The following is an 18,981-nucleotide window of genomic DNA, read 5'->3' as shown; positions in this document are numbered from 1 at the left end:
CACCATGAAAAAGTTTGCTACCATCTTGACAGCCAGCTTCATGGCAATAGCCATTGCAGCTCCACAGGCTGAGCTCAATGCACAGTCACGCACTTCGAGCGGATCCTCAACTTCAAGGACCTCGTCGTCGTCATCTTCTTCTACCAGCAGATCAAGCGCTCCCGCTTCGTCTTCACAGACCAGGAGCAGCAGCTCTTCTTCTACTACAAGAAGCAGCGCAGCTGTCAGCAGCACCCCTTCAAGGAGCACCACTCCTTCGGCTTCGGCTCAGAACAGGACTACCACCTCTTCTACCACCAGGAGCAGCAGCTCGCAGTCTACTGTAAGAAGCAGCAGCTCTTCTACTACAAGCAGAAGCTCTCAGGGTAGCGTTGTTTCACGCAGCACTACCTCAGCAGGCGCTTCAACCGTACGAAGCGGCTCTTCAAGCAGCAACAGCACCAACAGGACCGGTTCAGCTACCAGCTCAACCACCAACAGGACTGCTACTACTTCAGGTAATACCACCAACCGTACTTCTACAAGCGCGACTGCAGGTACCGCCGGTAACCGTACCGCGACTACCGCAGGCAGCAATTCAGGAAGCACGACTGACAGAAGGGCCGTAACCGCTACCTCAACTGCAGGCAACAGGACTGCTCCAGGCAACAGCCAGGTTGCAGACAGGCCTCAGAGCGGTACAGTATCTGCTCCAGTGAAGCCGGTACAGGTGAAGCCACAGCAGAAGCTCTACGAGGTACCTCACGTACACCCACGCGAGCATGACTTCATCAGCTACAAGTATATCGGTCACTTCTACGATCCAGGTCACCACTGCTTCGGTTACAGGGTCATGAGAATCCCTTCAAGGGCTATCAGGCTCCATCACCATCACCACGTATACTACTGCTACAACGGTGTGTACTACAGACCTTACGGCTCTTACTACGTGGTTTGCCGTCCACCTCTCGAGACCATCCTCGAGTGGGAGATCGCAAAGGCAATGAACCTCTATCGTTGCAAGATCAGCTACTACTACTCAGAGGCAAGAAGATATGACGCTGTTTACAAGAACAACCGCTATATCGACGAGCAGTATGAGATCATGGCGAAGAACAACGAGATCATCGCGCAGCAGAACGCTATCATCGCAAAGAACAACAGCCACCTTGAGGGCTTCTCTTCAAACGGCCGTCTCCTCGCAACTGATGCATTCAATACTGCACAGAGCCTCGGACTCGTTCAGAGCTATGCAAACGCAAACGCTGAGTACTACTATCAGGACGGTATCTTCTACCTCCCTGATAACGGCAAGTACAAAGTCATCACTCCTCCTGCAGGAGCGTTGGTAGAGTACATCCCTGACGACTATGAGGTCATCACCCTTAAGGATGGCAATCAGTACTACCAGGTAGACGAGACTGTCTACAAGGTTACCGTCAAGGAAGGCGTTGCTTACTTCGAGGTAATGGGACAGCTCTACAAGTAAGAGCTTCCTAGAAATAAAAAACACATTGAAAGACCGGGCAGACAGCTGTCCGGTCTTTCTTTTTTAGGTAAACATTTACTAAATTTGCAGAGATTGACGATAATATGGTAAGTACCGAACAGATAAGGAATCTGCAGCAGCGTGTGGCTGTGCTGGAGAAGTGCCTGAACATAGCACAGAGGAGGGAGGAGGTGGCCGCCAAGACGGAGAAGACGCTTGCCCCTGATTTCTGGAACGACGCGAAGGCGGCCGAACTTTTCCTCAAGGAACTCTCGGGCGTCAAGTTCTGGGTGAACGGCTACGACAAGGCGGCATCATCTGTTGCCGATCTCGACGTTCTCCTCGAGTTTGCGAAGGACAGCGGTGCTTCCGATGATGCCGAGACAGACGAGTCGAGGGAACTCGACCAGGCATTCCAGGCTGCGCTCTCGGAGGTTGAGGCCTTGGAGCTCCGCAACATGCTCGGCGAGGAAGGCGACAATCTCGGAGCCATACTCACCATCAACTCGGGCGCCGGCGGCACCGAGGCCAATGACTGGTCTGCAATGCTGATGAGAATGTACCTCCGCTGGTGCGAGTGGAACGGATACATGACCACTATCACCGAGCGGACCGAAGGTGAGGACGTCGGAATCAAGTCCGTGTCCATAGCGGTCGAGGGCGAGTTCGCGTTCGGTTACCTCAAGGCAGAGAGCGGAGTCCACAGGCTCGTGCGAATCTCTCCTTTCAATGCCCAGGGCAAGCGTCAGACCACCTTCTCTTCCGTGTTTGTATATCCTCTCGTGGATGATACCATCGAGATCGAGATAAATCCGGGTGACCTCGAGTGGGATACCTACCGTTCGAGCGGCGCCGGCGGACAGAATGTCAACAAGGTCGAGACCGGCGTGCGCGTAAGGCATATTCCTTCGGGAATAGTCGTTGAGAACACCGAGACCCGTTCTCAGCTCGACAACAGGAACAATGCTCTCCGTATCCTCAAGTCACGTCTGTATGACCTGGAACTCAAGAAGCGCCAGGAGAAGCAGGCGGAGCTCGAGGGACAGAAGAAAAAGATCGAGTGGGGATCGCAGATACGCTCGTACGTGCTGCATCCTTACAAGATGGTGAAGGACCTCAGGACGGGATATGAGACCTCGGACACGCAGGGTGTGCTCGACGGAGATCTCAACGAGTTCATGAAGACCTATCTGATGAATAATTAATCTAAGAAATATTAAACTACTATGGCAGAATTCAAGTACGCTCCAATGTTCCAGCTCGGTCCAGATACTACCGAGTACTACAAGATCCCAGGCTCAGAGAGCCTCGTATCAGTAGGCGATTTCGAGGGAAAGCCAATGCTCAAGGTCACTCCTGAAGCTCTTACCCTCATGACCAACACCGCATTCCGCGATGTGAGCTTCCTCCTCCGTCGTGCACACAACGAGCAGGTGGCAAAGATCCTCTCTGATCCTGAGGCAAGCGAGAATGACAAGTATGTAGCCCTCACCTTCCTCCGCAATGCAGAGGTTGCAGCAAAGGGTAAGCTCCCTCTCTGCCAGGATACTGGTACTGCCATCGTCCATGGCGAGAAGGGTCAGCAGGTCTGGACAGGCTTCGAGGATGAAGAGGCCATCTCTCTCGGCGTATTCAAGACTTACACAGAGGAGAATCTCCGCTACTCACAGAACGCTCCGCTCGATATGTACAATGAGGTCAACACCAAGTGCAACCTCCCTGCACAGATCGACATCGAGGCTACCGAGGGCATGGAGTACCGCTCCCTCATGGTAACCAAGGGCGGTGGTTCTGCAAACAAGAGCTACCTCTATCAGGAGACCAAGGCCCGCATCCAGAACCCTGGCACCCTCATTCCTTTCCTCGTGGAGAAGATGAAGAGCCTCGGTACCGCAGCGTGCCCTCCTTACCATATCGCATTCGTTATCGGTGGTACTTCAGCTGAGAAGAACCTTCTCACCGTGAAGCTTGCATCTACCCATTACTATGACAGCCTTCCTACCACAGGTGACGAGACCGGCCGCGCATGCCGCGACGTAGAGCTCGAGACACAGCTTCTCGAGGAGACCCACAAGATCGGTCTCGGTGCTCAGTTCGGCGGTAAGTACATGGCACATGACATCCGCGTCATCCGTCTTCCTCGCCACGGTGCGAGCTGCCCTATCGCTCTCGGCGTAAGCTGCTCTGCAGACCGTAACATCAAGGCAAAGATCAATGCAGACGGCGTATGGAACGAGAAGATGGAGGACAAGCCATACGAGCTCATCCCAGAGGAGCTTCGCAATGCAGGTGAGGGTGAGGTAGTGAAGATCGACCTCGACCAGCCAATGAGCGAGGTTTGCAAGATCCTCTCTCAGTATCCTGTCAGCACCCGTCTCAGCCTCAACGGTACCATCATCGTCGGCCGTGACATCGCTCATGCGAAGATCAAGGCTCGCCTTGACGCAGGTGAGGGTATGCCTCAGTACCTCAAGGATCATCCTATCTACTACGCAGGTCCTGCAAAGACTCCTGCTGGCATGCCTTGCGGCTCTATGGGCCCTACCACTGCAGGCCGTATGGATCCTTATGTGGACGAGTTCCAGGACAATGGCGGTTCTATGATCATGCTCGCAAAGGGTAACCGTAGCCAGGCTGTGACCGACGCTTGCAAGAAGCACGGCGGTTTCTATCTCGGTTCTATCGGTGGTCCTGCTGCGATCCTCGCACAGAACAACATCAAGAGCATCGAGTGCGTTGAGTACCCAGAGCTCGGTATGGAGGCTATCTGGAAGATCAAGGTCGAGGATTTCCCTGCTTTCATCCTCGTGGATGACAAGGGCAACGACTTCTTCAAGCAGCTCTAAAGAACAGATAAGATGAAGAGATGGCAGGTGAAGGCCCTCAAGGGGCTCGCCTGGACGGCGGGTGTCGTATTCGGGCTTCTCGTTGTGGTGGAGGTTCTCCTTTCACCGGCGGTAGCTACGCGCCTCGTCAATAGATATGCTCCGGAATTTCTTGATGCTGACCTTGTCTTTGACAAGGCCGGCATCTCTATTTTCCGAAACTTCCCCAATGTCAGCGTCAGGATGCACAATGCCGTGCTGACATATCCGCATGACCGTTACGCACGCTTCGAGAATGCTTCTTCTGCCGTGCTGATGAGGGAGGGAAGGAACGTTGCTGCCGATACCTTGGCCAGCTTCGAACGTTTTACCGGAGCGGTGAGCGTACCTGCCCTCTTGACTAAGACCATAAAGATAAAGAGAGTCGAACTCCTCCATCCTCGCGTGTTCGCGAAGATGTACGATGGGGAGAATGCGAACTGGAACATTCTCCGTGATGGCGGAGAAAGCGTCAGTGATGAAGCTTCCGACCAGGAGGCGATCGAGGTCGAGTCCGAAGCTGGTAACAAGCTGAAGATTAAGCTCAACAAGGTGCGTCTTGCAGACAATGCACACATAGTATTCTGCATGCCGTCTGACACTCTCTTTACTCGCATGACTCTCAAGGAGATGAGTCTCAGGGGCAGACTTGCCCTCCAGGACTTGTTCTCCAGCAGGGGCAATTTCGAGGTGGATGAGCTCACCGTGACCGGTAGGTACAAGAAGGACACCGTACTGTTCAATCTCCAGAGCCTCGCGCTCAAGGGGAACAGGAAGGATTTCTCTCTTGACGCAGATGCCACGGCCTACGCCGCCACCGACAATTTCGGCAGGCTCAAGGTCCCAATGACCATAGATGCCAAGGCCGGATGTCCTAAGGACAGCATTCCTGTCATCAATATCAAGCGCCTCAGAGCCGACGTAGCCGGTATTCCTCTTGATGTCAAGGGACAGGCAATACTCTATTCTGACAGATATTTCGTCGATGCGGACGTGGCGATGAAGCCTATACGTGTCGGTGATCTCATCAAGGAATACGGACCGTCATTCTGGTCGGAGGCTGGAAAGATCGAGTCCGATGCGAAGATCCTGCTCAGCGCGGATGTGAACGGATACTATGTGCCGGCGACCAAGGAACTTCCTGCACTCAAGGCTAGCATATCCATTCCTGATTCGTACCTTAAGTACAAGGGCGTGGATCAGGCACTCCACCTTTACATGGATGCCGCAGCCAAGGGTGGTGCCGGAGATCCTCTCAACGTGAGGGTGGATACTCTTGACGTCCATACCGACGGACTCCTGTTCGGGGCCGCTGCTGAGGTCAAGGACCTTCTCGGCAAAGATCCGGCAATAAAGCTTGACTCGAAGCTCGCAGCCGACGTCGCAAAGGCGATGGGCGTGCTCCCTAAGGACCTCGGAATGGAGGCCGAGGGAGATGTGAACGCAGTAATAAGTGCGAAGGCCCTGCTGTCGCAGCTGACGTCGATGAACCGCATAGGAGATGCGGAGATTCTTGGAGAGCTTACCAGCGACTGCTTCGTGTTCTCGATGCCGGACAATCAGTTCTCCGTCGATGTGGATGGCCTGGACATAAATCTCGGCATTACGAAGAATAGGTATGACGAGAGCATGGCGGACAACGCCCGTGTGCTGATGGTCTCTACCGTCGCAGATACGCTGAGCGCTGATTACAAGGGCATGTACATAAGGGCCGGAAAGCTTGTCCTCGATGCTCAGAACTCCGCCGATCTGCTCAGCGACATGAAGTTCTCGTTCACTGAGAACGTGCGTCCTTTCTGCGGCTTCAACACGATCAGGTCGATACGCATCAAGGACGCTGATTCGACCAGAATCAATGTACGTGACCTCAAAGACCATTTCTATATCAGACCTCATGCCGGCAATCCGAACATTCCGGAGCTCTACGCGACGAGCGATATCGCACGTGCTTCGATCAGGAGCGCTGCGAACCGCATGAACGTAAGCCGATTGAATGCCGAAGTCACGGCCGTGATGAGGCAGAATCTGCGCAAGGCAAGGTCGAATGCACGATTGGATTCCATCTCGAGGAACCATCCGGACATCCCACGTGACTCCATCGCAAAGCATGTCCGTGGTCAGAGAAGGGGAGGTGAACGTCGTCGTGGCGAACTTCCTGAATGGCTTCGCGAAGAGGATTTCAGGGCAGCGGATCTGAACTTCAAGCTTACCGGGAATGTTGCTGAGATGTTCAATCAATGGGATCTCAAGGGTCGCTTGTCGCTCGGCAGGGCGACCATGACAACTCCGTACCTACCTTTGAAGAACAGTGTCAGCAAGGCTGTGGCAAGTTTCACGAGCGACAACATTGACCTTAGCAGCATAGTCTTCAGAAGTGGTACTTCGGATCTCGCGGCAAGCGGTTCCGTGACGAACCTCAGGCGAGCGCTGATGGGCAGAGGCCCGATAAACCTCGACCTCAGGGTTACTTCTGACGCTCTCAATGCAAATGAGCTCCTGGCGGCTCTTGATGCGGGCTCCAAGGTGACAGAGGAAGACATCAAGGCAGCGGCCGATCTTACGGACTCTGATTTCGAGGCCTCGGTGGTACATTCCGATTTCGCGGACACGACCATACAGCACAAGCTCATCGTCATCCCCGCGAACGTAAATGCGAACGTCTTCCTCGACGCGAACAGAATACAGTATTCGACTATCGATTTCGATTGGGTGCAGGCCGAGCTTACCATGAAGGAGAGGTGCCTGCAGCTTACGAACATGATTGCGATGTCCAACATGGGCAACGTCTATTGCGAAGCATTCTACTCGACCAAGACCAAGCAGGATATCAAGGCCGGTGTATCAATCGACCTTGAAGACATCACTGCCGAGCGAGTCGTCGAACTGGTTCCTGCCGTGGATAGTCTCATTCCTATGCTCAAGTCCTTCTCGGGCCTTCTCAACTGCAGCGTGGCAGTGACCACGGACCTCGATGAGAACATGGATATCCAGTTCCCGTCACTCAAGGGCGTCGTGAGGATTGCCGGTAGCGACCTCATGGTCGATGACATGGGAGATCTCTCTAAGATCACAAGGCTCCTGATGTTCAAGAACAGGAATCAGCTCTTTGTCGACCACATGTCTGTGGACGGACTCATCGGGGACAACCACGTGGAGATATTCCCGTTCGTTCTTGACATCGACCGCTACAAGCTAGCTCTTGCCGGCATTCAGAACCTTGATACCTCGTTCAAGTACCATGTGTCGGTGATGAAGTCGCCTCTTCTGTTCAAGTTCGGAATCGATCTCTTCGGAGACTTCGATAAGTTCAAGTTCCGTCTGGGACGAGCAAAGTACAAGAGGGAAAAGAGGATGCCTGTGTTCACTACAATGGTGGATGAGTCTAAGGCCAACCTCAAGGAAGTCATCAAGAACATCTTCCAGAAGAGCGTGGAACGCGCCATCGAGGAGTACAATGTACAGCAGAGAATGGATGACTACAAGGAGAAGGTGAACTATAAGCCAGTCGAGGATAATCCAACAGACACGCTCTCGGCAAGGCACTCGGCCATTTTCGACAAGATGGATGCGATAGGCTCGGTGATCGACCTTGACAATCCTGATTTCGACAATCTCGATTCTCTCCAGGTGGCACGTCTGGATTCGCTCGGAGTCTCAGCCGCAGACCTCAGGCAGCTTGCCGTGGACTTCGGTGACGATGACGACGATGATGAGGATTAGCTAGAGGAGTGCGAAGATCCTTTCGAGAGCACTCTTGTCTCCGCTTGACATAAGCCTTATATCGGCATCCTTCGGATCTGTAGCCCGAGGGTTGCCGTCTTCTTTTATAAGACCCTTGGCCGTGACTACGCGCAGAAGATGTCTGGCTGCTGCAGGGGCGGGATCGATGACTCTGACACTCTCTCCGGCAACTTTCTGGACCATGTCCTTGAGGAAGGGGTAATGGGTGCATCCCAGTACGATGATGTCCGATCCTTCGTCGGTCAGAGGCTCTACGCTTGCCCTTACTATGGCTTCTGCTTCCGGGCCTTCGAGAACGCCGCTTTCGACGAGCTCCACGAATCCTTGGCCGACGTGCTCCACGACCTTGACCCCGTCGGTGTACCTGTCCTTAGTGTCGAGATACTTGCTGGCCTTGAGCGTGCCTGCGGTTGCAAGAACTCCGACGACTCCGCTGCGCGTTGCGAGCGCTGCCGGCTTGACTGCCGGTTCCATTCCTATGAAAGGAATATCGTATCTGGCCCTCAGGGTGGAGATTGCCGCCGCTGTTGCCGTATTGCATGCAACCACGACTACCTCGCAGCCCTGCTCCATCAGCATCTCTGTGATTTCGCATGCGCGATTGATTATGTACTCCTGGCTTTTCTCCCCGTATGGGCAATGTGCATTGTCAGAGAAGTAGACATACTTCTCCCTCGGGAGCAATCTGAATATCTCTTTATATACCGAGAGGCCACCGGCCCCTGAATCGAAGATTCCTATCATCAATTCTGTACTTTTCTATTACAAATTTATAATAAAGTTTGCTATAAACCAGCTTTTTGTGAATTCTTGAATCCTTGATGTGATATCCGTAATAGCTTGTCTCGGGTAGAATTGCCCTGAAGCGTGGCCGAATATATATTTGTACATCATTGTGATAAGTAATTCGGCCGTGAAAAGAATACTTCTGACATTATTGCTCATGATTTCCTGTCTGGGTTCAGGAGCTGTTACCCACGATGAGGTGTTGAACCTCTACAACGGTAGGGACAGCTCGGTGGTGTCCAAGGCTAGGGAACTGAGGCTCATGTGCGACAAGCCTGGGGACAGAAATGAGTTTTTCTGGACATATTTCATAGAGGCTCTGTACTATGTCAACGACATGAACAGGACGAAGGCCAGGGTCATCATCTACGAGATGCAGGATGAACTTGCCGGAGAGAAACCGGACCATGTCGGCTGGGCATACCTGAACTATATCCTCGGAAGACTCTACTACCTCCATACTGACTACATCCTGGCAGATGCAGCATACGAGAAGTGTCTCTCAATCCCTTCTGCATTGAAGGACCCGGAACTATATAACGCAGCACAGACTGAGTACGCACGCAACAAGTACGCGATGTGCAAGTGCGCGGACGCACTCTCGTTGCTCAGCAATCTCGTAGACAGGGACAGGAGCGAAGTCAATCTCCGAAACGGTACGATCATCACCTGCCTGATCTATGGCTACCTCGGCGAGAGGGAAGGCTTCCTTGACTCATACGAGACGTTCAGGACCTTCGACCGTTGCCCTGACTACAGGGACAGTCTCTTCATCGAGGCTTATGCCGATCTCTTCACCACCGGTAACGTGAATGTGGAGAAATATGCCGACAAACTCGAAGATATCAAGGCAAAGAAGCTTCGATATCTCATGGCCAAGGCTCAGGGACAGACCACAAGGGCTCTGGCCTACTACGAGGAGTTCTCGAATGCGCTCAAGAATAAGAACAGCATAGAGAACAACAGCGATTTCGAGCTCGTGAACATGTCGCTTTCCAACGAGCTTCTCCGTCGCCAGAACAATGAACTTCTGCTTGAGCACGAGCAGCAGCGCGTCAAATTCATGAGATGGATCGTGGTCGTGGCCGTGTGTCTGCTGATCGTCATACTCATCCTTGGATATCATATGTTCCGTACGGTCAAGAGGAAGAATGCGGAGATTCTTGCAGCGAACCAGGAGAAGACAGACTTCGTCCAGACCATTGCCCATGATGTCAGGACTCCTCTCAATGCCGTGGTCGGCTTCTCTCAGCTACTTGCGCTTCCTCCGGACTTTCTCACGGAGGAGGAGAGAAACAGCTATTCTGAGTTCATCGGCGCGAACGCTCAGCTTCTTACCATACTCATCGACGACGTTCTTACTGCCGGAAACACTAATCAGAAGATGTCGTTCATGATTTCCGAGACCAATGTGAATCAGATTGGAAAGCAGGCTGTGCTGACCTGCCAGCATAGATGCAAGGACGGAGTGGAGATGTTCTTCACATCTTCCGCAGATGATTCCTTGGTCATAAAGTCGGATCCTAACCGCTGTCTTCAGGTGCTCATCAATTTCCTGACGAACGCGACCAAGAATACTGAGACGGGAACCATCGAGCTTCACTGCTCGGTTAACGAGAACCCGGGAAAGATAACCTTTGCTGTTACGGATACGGGCTGCGGCATTCCTCCTATGCTTCAGGATGCCGTATTCGAGCGCTTCGTCAAGCTTGACAGGAAGAAGCAGGGATCTGGTATCGGCCTTGCCATCTGCCGACAGATTGCCGAGGCCCTTCATGCCGAGGTCAAGCTCGACAAGAACTACAGGAACGGATCGAGGTTCCTGTTCGTGTTACCTATGGAGACAAAACTGGACTGAAAGTGAAAAGACTATTATATATAATTGTTTCGTCGGTGGTTCTCATGGCGCTGTCCTGTGAGCCGGGTTTTTCCCGCTCTCAGGGCCATCATGGCTTCCACAGTTCCTTCGAAACCTATGATTACGGTACTGCAGGTGGCGGAAGCGCGCCGCTTGATTCCGTGGACCTGTATATCCAGAAGGCCAGGGATATGATCAGTGCCGGGAATATGCAGGAGGCTCAGGCCTTTCTCGAGGATGCTGCCGCCATAATGGCGAGCAGGAGGCCATCCAATATATTGAACATAACATTCTTGGTATTGGGCATTATTCTGATCGTCGGTCTGGTACTCGCGCTCTTGTTCAATTCGAGGGCGAAGAGCCGCAACCTCGAGCTGCTTGCGACCAATGCCGAGCTCATGACGGCAAGGGAGATCGCCGAGGACGCATTCGACCAGGCCAAGCTCGCCAGTGAGGTTGAGTCCAGATTCCTGCAGAACATGAGTCATGAGATCAGGACTCCGCTCAATGCCGTTCTCGGATTCTCGCAGATGCTCGGACTCCCGGACGATTTCATCACCGTGGAGGAACGCCAGGAATACAGCAAGTTCATCGCCGACAACGCCGAGCTGCTCCTTACCATCATCGATGATATGATCAGCGTCGCCGACGTGGAGAGAGGCGAGTTCAAGGTACGCTACTCTCATGCCAAGATGCAGGAGATCTGCGTCAGGGCGATCAAGAGCGTCGAACATAGGATGCCTTCCGACGTCGAGTTCAGGTTCATCGACAACCTTCCTCCGGAATTCAGGGTGGAGACTGACGTGATGCGAGTGCACCAGGTGCTCGTTAACATACTTACCAATGCGTGCAAGAACACCTTCAAGGGAAACATCACCATGCGGCTCGACCTCAGGGAGGACGGCTCGACTTCGGTATGCGTGACGGATACCGGAGTAGGTATCCCGCCAGAGTCCATCCCGTTCATCTTCGACCGCTTCTACAAGGTCGATCCTAACATGCAGGGCGCGGGCCTCGGCCTCCATACCAGCCTTGCCATCTCGCGCTGTCTCGGAGCGAAGCTCTACCTTGACGCAAGCTATACCGGCGGAGCCAAATTCTACTTCATTCTCCCTGCCCGCAAGGGCTGATGGGACGTTCTGGCGCCAAAATGAACCGTGGTTGCAATATCATGGTTTGTATTTTAAAGACAAGGGAGAGATTCTGATAGCAACGAGTCTTATTTCTGAGTAAATTTGTGTTATTGGCAAATCAATTTTTTAATAACACATAGATTATGAAAAGACTCCTAGCCTTTTGTATCGCAATCCTCGCCAGCATGAGCATGTTCGCTCAGGCTCCGAAGACATTTGCAAATCCACTTGACGTCATCATCGGCAACGAGAGGGCGTACCGTGGTGGTGAACCTATCGTCCTCATCTATCAGGACGACTACTATCTTTTCGTATCCCATCGCAAGGGATACTGGTATTCTCCAGACTTCCGCAACTGGACCTATGTCGACGCTCCTAACTATCCAGGTGGTGTCGTATCGGTAGCAGAGTACAAGGGTACTCTCATCGGTTGCTCAATGAACAACAAGAACGTCTACAAGTGTATCGACGCAAAGAAGGGTCAGTGGGAACTCTGCGGCCAGCTCGACAGGGACCGTTACGGTGACGCAAACTTCTTCGTTGACGATGACGACCGTCTCTACCTGTACTTCGGCTGGTCACAGATCATGCCTTTCCAGGTGGTCGAGCTCGATCCTGTCACCTTCCACGAGATCACCGAGCCAAAGCAGCTCTTCTTCAGCGACATCATGAACCATGGTTTCGAGGCCCGCAAGCCTGAGGACGTGATCTACTCTATCTTCAACGGCCGTCGCGACTATTTCGAGGAGGAGTTCCCTTGGATCGAGGGCCCTTGGATGACCAAGCACAACGGCAAGTACTATCTCCAGTATGCTGCCATCGGTCTTGAGTTCATCTCTTACTCACATGGTGTATATGTTTCAGACAGCCCTACAGGTCCTTTCACATACTCAGAGCATAACCCTCTCACCTTCAAGACCAGCGGTTTCCAGGTGGGCGCAGGACATGGTAGCACATTCCATGACAAGAACGGTCGTCTCTGGACCATCTGTATGATTCCTGCACAGTTCGGCGGCACCGGCCGTGGCTCTGAGCTCGCAATCTATCCTACAGCAGTCGATGCAGAGGGCGTCATGTATTCTAACACCGCTCTCGGTGACTATCCTCAGTTCTATCCTGACATGAGACCTAGCGACGGCGTGGACAACTATGCTGACTGGATGCTTCTTTCAAACGGCAAGAAGGCCATCGTATCTTCAACTTACGGCAACTTCACTCCTGACAGGGCTCTCGACGAGAACTTCACCACCTATTGGTGCGCTGAGACCGGCAATCCTGGTGAGTTCTTCACCGTGGACCTCGGTGCAGACGCAAATATCTGCGCAATCCAGATCAACTGGGACCATATCGATGCACAGGCTTCACAGAGCGTGGGTGACCGTATGACCGGCTTCACCAACAATCCTGACCACTACCAGTGCTACACCGTCGAGGTTTCAAGGGACGGCAACACCTGGACCAAGATCATCGACAAGCCTAACAACAAGGTCGAGCTCAGGCATGACTACAACGAGCTTGCAACTCCTCAGCACGCACGCTACGTCAGGGTTACCAACGTGGCTTGCTACGACAACGCCAAGTTCTCTATCAAGGACCTCCGCGTGTTCGGTACAACTTCATGGCAGTCCAGGACCAAGGTAAAGGATGTCAAGGTAGTCCGCAATCCTGAGGATCGCCGCGAGGCCAACCTCCTCTGGGATCCTGTCCCAGGTGCAGACGGATACGTAGTTCGTTACGGTATCGAGCCTAACAAGCTCTACAACAGCTACATCGTTTACGGCAAGAATACCCTTTACATGCATAGCCTCAATACCGCTCCTGAGTACTACTTCGACGTAGAGGCATTCGACAGCGGTCTCAACTACTACAAGGAGAATACTCTTGCTACCAAGGGTACCGGTGCTGAGATCCAGCTCCTCAAGAGAAAGCCGGGCGAGCGCGTATCAGGTTATACCATGGACAACCAGACCAGGTATTTCATGATCAAGGAAGGCGTTAACGAGTATGTATTCGACGACGTGACTCCAGGTTACTGGGTACTCAGCCACTCTTATGGCCCTGTATTCTTCAACGGCGAGCTCACTGAGAAGGATCTCATCTCTAAGGAAGCCAACCCTAAGCCAACTTACACTGAGGTTGCTACCAAGATGGGTGTTGGTACCCAGATCACCAAGCAGCTCAGATTCGAGATTATCCCTGGCAAGACCGCAGGTAAGATCAGAGTCGTGATCGAGGACGTTCCTGCAGATCAGCCCAGTTCTCCCAGTAATAGCAAGGGTTCGCGTAGAGTCTCCAATCGTAAATAGGGACAACACAGTAACATTCAACTATCTTAATCCTAACGCCAAGGACGTCAAGCTGAACGTTCAGTTCGCCGGCACTGTGCAGATGGAGAAGAATAAGGACGGAGTCTGGACCGCAACTGTCGGTCCAGCCGCTCCGGACCTCTATCCTTATTGCTTCATCGTTGACGGAATCAATGTCATGGATCCTCAGAATCCGGACTGGTTCCCTAACGAGACCTTCAAGAACAGCGTCGTGGACATCCGTGGCAACGGGGCGCCGTTGCTCCATGCGATTAAGGAAGTTCCTCACGGTAGCGTGGACTATGTCAACTATTGGTCCGAGACACTCGGAACATTCGGCAACGCTATCGTCTATACTCCTCCTACATACGACAAGAATCCGGGCAAGAAGTATCCTGTGATGTACCTCATCAGCGGTACCACCGACACAGAGGAGGTGTACTTCAAGGTAGGACGAGTCAACTTCATCCTTGACAACCTCATCGCAGAGGGAAAGGCCAAGGACATGATAGTCGTTCTTCCTTACGGTAATCCTTCGAAATACTTCCAGCCAGGTCAGGTCGACATGAGGAAGCTTGGTGACGCGTTCAGCAAGGATCTTCTCAACGACCTCATGCCTTTCGTGGAGTCTAACTACAGGACCATCAATGACCGCGAGCATCGTGCGATCGGAGGCTTCTCCCGCGGTGGTAACCAGGGCCTTGCCTTCGGACTTACCAACCTCGACAAGTTCTCTCATCTCTGCTCATACAGCTCATTCACCAGCATGGATCTTCCAGGCGTGTATGATGATGCAGCGAAGCTCAACAAGGACATCAAGGTGTTCTGGCTCGGCGTGGGAACCGATGACTTCCTCTACGGAAACGCAAAGGAATATATGGACTTCCTCGACAAGAAGGGAATCAACAACATCAAGGTATTTACAAACGACAAGTACGGCCACACTTGGATGAATGCCAAGTTCTGGCTTGAGGAGTCGCTGCCGCTTCTTTTCCAGGAATAACCTAAATCCACGAGACTATCATGAAAACAGTATACAAGACCATATTGGCTGTAGCGGCGACGATGCTCATGCCTCTCCTCCTCAATGCCCAGCAGCAGGAGCAGAGACTCACCCCGGAGGTGATGGCTCGTCTCTTCCCAGCCGGTGTCGTATCTCCGGAGTACAATGCTGACGGCAGCGTGACATTCCGCTGCCAGGCCCCAAATGCTACCAGGGTCGAGCTCGAGTGCCAGATGTTCAGCGGCACCAAGCCGATGACCAAGGACGAGAGGGGAGTGTGGACTATCACCGTCAAGCCGGACCAGCCTGACATCTATCCATACGCTTTCCAGATCGATGGCACCCAGGTGGCCGATCCTAACAACATGTTCATCTTCCCTAATGAGGGCTTCAAGTACTCTCTTGCAGACGTACGCGGTCCGGAGCCTGGCATCCAGGATATCCAGAAGGTGCCTCATGGAAAGGTTTCCTATCGTTACTACCATTCTGAGAACTGCGGCGGCTTCGATCGTCCGATGTGCGTCTACACTCCTGCCGGTTATGATCCTGCAGGCAGCGAGAAGCTCCCTGTCCTCTATCTCATCCACGGTATGACCGATACCTATGAGACATGGTTCAAGGTCGGACATGTGAACATCATTCTTGACAACCTCATCGCCAAGGGCCTCGCAAAGAGGATGATAATCGTCATGCCTTACGCGAATCCTTATCCGGAGATGATGCTGCGCGGACTTGCTGACAGCTATGACGCTACCGGCACTGACATCGTCACCCGTGAGATTCTCGACGAGGTCGTTCCGTTCATCGAGTCTAACTACAACGTCCTCACCGGCAAGAAGAACCGCGCTATCGCAGGCTTCTCTCTCGGCGGACGTCAGGCACTCGCATGTGGACTCGGCAATCCTGAGCAGTTCCAGTACGTGGCTGCGATGGCACCTGCCATCTTCGGCGAGGAGTACAGGACCAACTTCGAGACAGGCGTGTATGCACCGGTCAAGGCAATCAAGAAGAACGTGAAGATGATGTGGCTCGGCACAGGTTCGGACGACTTCCTCATCAAGGCGTCCCGCGACCTCGATCAGCAGCTCACCACTCTCAAAATCAAGCATGATTTCTATAACCCGGGCGGCGGACATACTTGGATGAACTGCCGTGACTATATCGAAATCGTTGCCAAGAAACTCTTCAAGTAGAATGAAAAGAATCATTTGTATAGCAATGGCGGCTGCGGCATTTACCGCAGCCGCAGCCGCACAGGAAAAAGTCTCTATCGACGTGACCGCGAAGAAGCCTTCCGGAATCATCGACGAGAACTTGTACGGTCAGCTCTTCGAGCACATCTATTTTTCTGCCAACAACGGTGTTTGGCAGGAACTTATCTATGAGAGGTCCTTCGAGCCTGAGCACCACCCAGGCATCACGCCGAGGGATGGCTTCTTCGACGGTTGGTTCATGGATGGCGACGTCCTCCATTCTCCTACCCGCTATGAGCAGCCTCTCAACATCACTACCGTGAACGCGGATTCATACGACATCACCATGGACGTCAACTGGCGTGCGTACAAGCTTGCCAGAAGGTCATGGTCAGGTGGTCTCCTTGATATCAGGTTCGCTGTCGGAAACGACGCGGAGGGCAAGCCTTACTACGTCCGTATCCATGATCCTAAGTATGAGGCAAGACTCTTCAATCCTGCGCAGACCGAATCTCAGATTCAGGCCAATAACCTCGCACAGGCCAGGGAGAGGGCACAGGCAGCCGAGACCGGTCCTAACTTCGCTCTCGCACAGCAGGTTGAGAGGGAGATGCAGATGGGCCCACGTACACGCAAGGTGAACGTGTTTGAACCAATCGTGATGAAGAATGCTACAACAGCGCAGATCCCACCTCTCGAGTGGGTGAGCGGCGACTGGCATAAGCTCCGCATCAATGTGCGCGGCAAGAACATCACCGTGTTCTGGGACGGCAAGAAGGTGCTTGCCTACAGCAAGCTCTCACTTGCTCCGAAGAACGACGTGACTCTCTGGGTAAACTATACCGAGACCTATTATAAGAATATCAAGGTCACTTCACCTAACGGCTACACCACCTACTTCGAGGGTACTCCAGAGGACGTGAAGATTCCTTCTGTCGCTCCTCAGTGGAACTCTTTCGGAAACGGCAGCTTCGAACTCGTCAAGGGTGACGCCATCAATATGGACTATTCGCAGAAGATCACTGCCACCAGCGCTACCGGCGTTGCTCAGGGCCCTCAGAACGTGATTGCAGGCGAGAAGTTCGTCGGCTCAATCTACGCGAAGGGCGACGGCAAGCTTTCTGTGGCTCTCAAGAACGGTGCTTCTGACGTGGCTGTCCAGTCTCTCGGCGTACCGGGTTCAGAGTGGAAGAAGTATGACATCGAACTCAGCGCCGGCTCATACGCTGGTGACGCAGATTTCGCCATCGTCGTCGAGAACGGTACCGTACAGGTCGACCAGGTGAGCCTTACAACCGCGACCGGAGAGTCTCTCGGCGGCTTCCGTCCTGACATCCTCAAGGCGGTCCAGGATCTCCATCCTACCTGTCTCAGGTGGCCAGGAGGAGGTTATACCGCCCAGTATGACTGGAAGTGGGGTATCGGTCCACAGGAAGAGCGCCAGAGGTGGGCACACTGGATGTGGATGGATTACGACCAGAACTGCTTCGGAACCGACGAGTTCATCAAGTTCTGCCGTACCATCAACTCTGAGCCTATCATCGTGGTTCCTGTAGGTTTCGAGCGTCCAGACTCGGAGCGTCCGGACTTCATCCAGAGCGCATGCGAGTGGCTTCGTTACTGCAATGCTCCTGCAACCGATGAATGGGGTGCTAAGCGTGCCGCGAACGGTCATCCGGAGCCATACAACGTGAAGTTCTGGGAGATCGACAATGAGATGTGGGAGATGGGTATCGAGAGATATGAGGCTTGCGTACGCGAGTTCTCTACAGCCATGCGCGAGATCGATCCTACCATCACCATCATCGCCTGCGGTGGCTTCTCAGAGGATGAGGAGTTCATCAACAGGTCCGGCAACTACTTCGATTTCCTCAGCCTCCATCACTATGAGCAGCAGGGTGGATATGCTACCGGTCCTCAGAGGCTTGCAGCTCAGTACGACCACTATGCTGAAGTGATTGCTAATTCTCCGAACCCTAACATCAAGCTCTTCATCTCGGAGTGGAACCTTCAGAGCATTGACTGGAGAACCGGTCTCTTCGCTGCTGGCTTCCTCAATGTGTGTGAGCAGCGTGATATCGTAGGTATGGGTGCAGCGGCTCTCTTCATCCGTCGTACCGACATGCCTGACTGGAACAACGCGTTCATCAACTTCGACTACAAGGATGTATTCGTTGCACCTAACTATCAGGTGACCGAGCTCTGGTACAACCACTTCTCGAAGTATCTCGTAGACTTCAAGGGCGAGACCAAGGACCTCAGCATCGTGACCACCATGTCTGAGAACGGAAGGGACGTGATCGTCAAGGTCTGCAACCCTACGGAGACTCCTTATGAGCTCGAGATCAGCGGTGACTGGAAGGGTATTGCACACGCAGAGTACGAGTATTATGCTCCGGGTGACCTCATGGCTGCCAACAGCATGGAAAATAAGAATGCGGTTGCTCTCAAGACCGCTTCTCCGAAGGTAAGCGACGGCAAGGCTACCATCTCGATTGATGCCCTCTCTGCAGGTGTCATCACTCTTACCAGGAAGTTCTAGCAAGTTTCCTTATATTATATAAAAGCCGGCCCTCTGCGGGTCGGCTTTTATTAGTTTCTGTGTTGGCCGCCGGGGCTGCAAGCCCCG

General features: G+C 53.1%; 11 protein-coding genes. 10 read left to right on the top strand and 1 reads right to left on the bottom strand.

The genetic code is table 11. The features are described from left to right. Nucleotides 1-4 precede the first annotated feature (4 nt). The 4 genes from AC06ND_RS00475 (at nucleotide 5) to AC06ND_RS00460 (ending at nucleotide 8,052) form a co-directional block, all read left to right on the top strand. A complete protein-coding gene (locus AC06ND_RS00475) occupies nucleotides 5-1,468 on the top strand; it encodes a DUF6515 family protein (RefSeq protein WP_475677030.1) in 1,464 nt (487 codons plus the stop codon). Between the two features lie 104 nt (nucleotides 1,469-1,572). Continuing rightward, nucleotides 1,573-2,673, top strand: a complete 1,101-nt coding sequence (gene prfB, locus AC06ND_RS00470; RefSeq protein WP_475677029.1) for a peptide chain release factor 2 — start codon at nucleotides 1,573-1,575, stop codon at nucleotides 2,671-2,673. A 21-nt stretch (nucleotides 2,674-2,694) separates the two neighbouring features. After that, nucleotides 2,695-4,314, top strand: coding sequence for a fumarate hydratase (locus tag AC06ND_RS00465; RefSeq protein WP_475677028.1), 1,620 nt, complete (start codon nucleotides 2,695-2,697; stop codon nucleotides 4,312-4,314). A 12-nt stretch (nucleotides 4,315-4,326) separates the two neighbouring features. Next, entirely contained in the window at nucleotides 4,327-8,052 is a 3,726-nt protein-coding gene (locus tag AC06ND_RS00460) for an AsmA family protein (protein ID WP_475677027.1), read from the top strand. Here AC06ND_RS00460 and murI read toward each other — a convergent pair whose 3' ends face one another. Further along, nucleotides 8,053-8,817 (bottom strand): glutamate racemase, encoded by a 765-nt coding sequence (gene murI / locus AC06ND_RS00455; RefSeq protein ID WP_475677026.1) that lies wholly within the window; start codon nucleotides 8,815-8,817, stop codon nucleotides 8,053-8,055. A gap of 169 nt (nucleotides 8,818-8,986) precedes the next feature. On the opposite strand from murI, the gene AC06ND_RS00450 reads away from it, so the two are divergent. From AC06ND_RS00450 to AC06ND_RS00425, 6 genes are all read left to right on the top strand, one after another. Continuing rightward, nucleotides 8,987-10,717: a sensor histidine kinase gene (locus AC06ND_RS00450; RefSeq protein WP_475677025.1), complete on the top strand. Its 1,731-nt coding sequence runs from the start codon at nucleotides 8,987-8,989 to the stop codon at nucleotides 10,715-10,717. Between the two features lie 2 nt (nucleotides 10,718-10,719). Next, complete coding sequence (locus tag AC06ND_RS00445; protein ID WP_475677024.1) at nucleotides 10,720-11,847, top strand: sensor histidine kinase; 1,128 nt, start codon at nucleotides 10,720-10,722, stop codon at nucleotides 11,845-11,847. 146 nt (nucleotides 11,848-11,993) lie between these two features. After that, nucleotides 11,994-14,156 (top strand): family 43 glycosylhydrolase, encoded by a 2,163-nt coding sequence (locus tag AC06ND_RS00440; RefSeq protein WP_475677023.1) that lies wholly within the window; start codon nucleotides 11,994-11,996, stop codon nucleotides 14,154-14,156. After that, nucleotides 14,092-15,159, top strand: a complete 1,068-nt coding sequence (locus AC06ND_RS00435; RefSeq protein WP_475677037.1) for an alpha/beta hydrolase-fold protein — start codon at nucleotides 14,092-14,094, stop codon at nucleotides 15,157-15,159. Before AC06ND_RS00440 ends, AC06ND_RS00435 begins: the two co-directional genes overlap by 65 nt. Before the next feature lie 20 nt (nucleotides 15,160-15,179). Then, on the top strand, nucleotides 15,180-16,352 hold the full coding sequence (locus tag AC06ND_RS00430; RefSeq protein WP_475677022.1) for an esterase: 1,173 nt from the start codon (nucleotides 15,180-15,182) through the stop codon (nucleotides 16,350-16,352). 1 nt (nucleotide 16,353) lies between these two features. Further along, nucleotides 16,354-18,894 (top strand): alpha-L-arabinofuranosidase C-terminal domain-containing protein, encoded by a 2,541-nt coding sequence (locus tag AC06ND_RS00425; RefSeq protein WP_475677021.1) that lies wholly within the window; start codon nucleotides 16,354-16,356, stop codon nucleotides 18,892-18,894. The last annotated feature ends 87 nt before the right edge of the window (nucleotides 18,895-18,981 follow it).

It is taken from the genome of Candidatus Cryptobacteroides sp., assembly GCF_056207615.1.
This window is presented reverse-complemented; position numbering and strand designations above follow the sequence as displayed.